This is a genomic window from Pseudoalteromonas sp. SIMBA_162, from assembly GCF_046535955.1.
GTDB classification, from domain to species: Bacteria; Pseudomonadota; Gammaproteobacteria; order Enterobacterales; family Alteromonadaceae; genus Pseudoalteromonas; species Pseudoalteromonas marina.
On the sequence record NZ_JAWJBQ010001344.1, the window covers coordinates 1 to 231 of the forward strand.

A 231-nucleotide genomic window follows, 5' to 3' on the forward strand; every position below is an offset into this window, starting at 1 on the left:
GGCAAGGCTTTTTCTATCAGGATCAATGCCTTTACCTTGGTAGACATCAAACAGCCTGAGGTCTGTGAGCCATTCGCCTGCATTGTCACGAATTAATTCAAGCACCGCGCTAGAAGCTACATCACGTCCTGCAATCAAAGCCAGGTCACGACGGGTTTCCGGGAACTTGGACAGCTCGCTGAATTTCGGCAGGCGGCCTTCGACCACGTCGCCCAGCACCAGCTCGAACAG

At 53.7% G+C, this 231-nt stretch carries 1 protein-coding gene; it reads right to left on the reverse strand.

Annotated elements, in window-relative coordinates:
• Window positions 1-231: hypothetical protein (locus R0J88_RS24005; RefSeq protein WP_410901458.1), on the reverse strand; the 231-nt coding region annotated here is incomplete at both ends.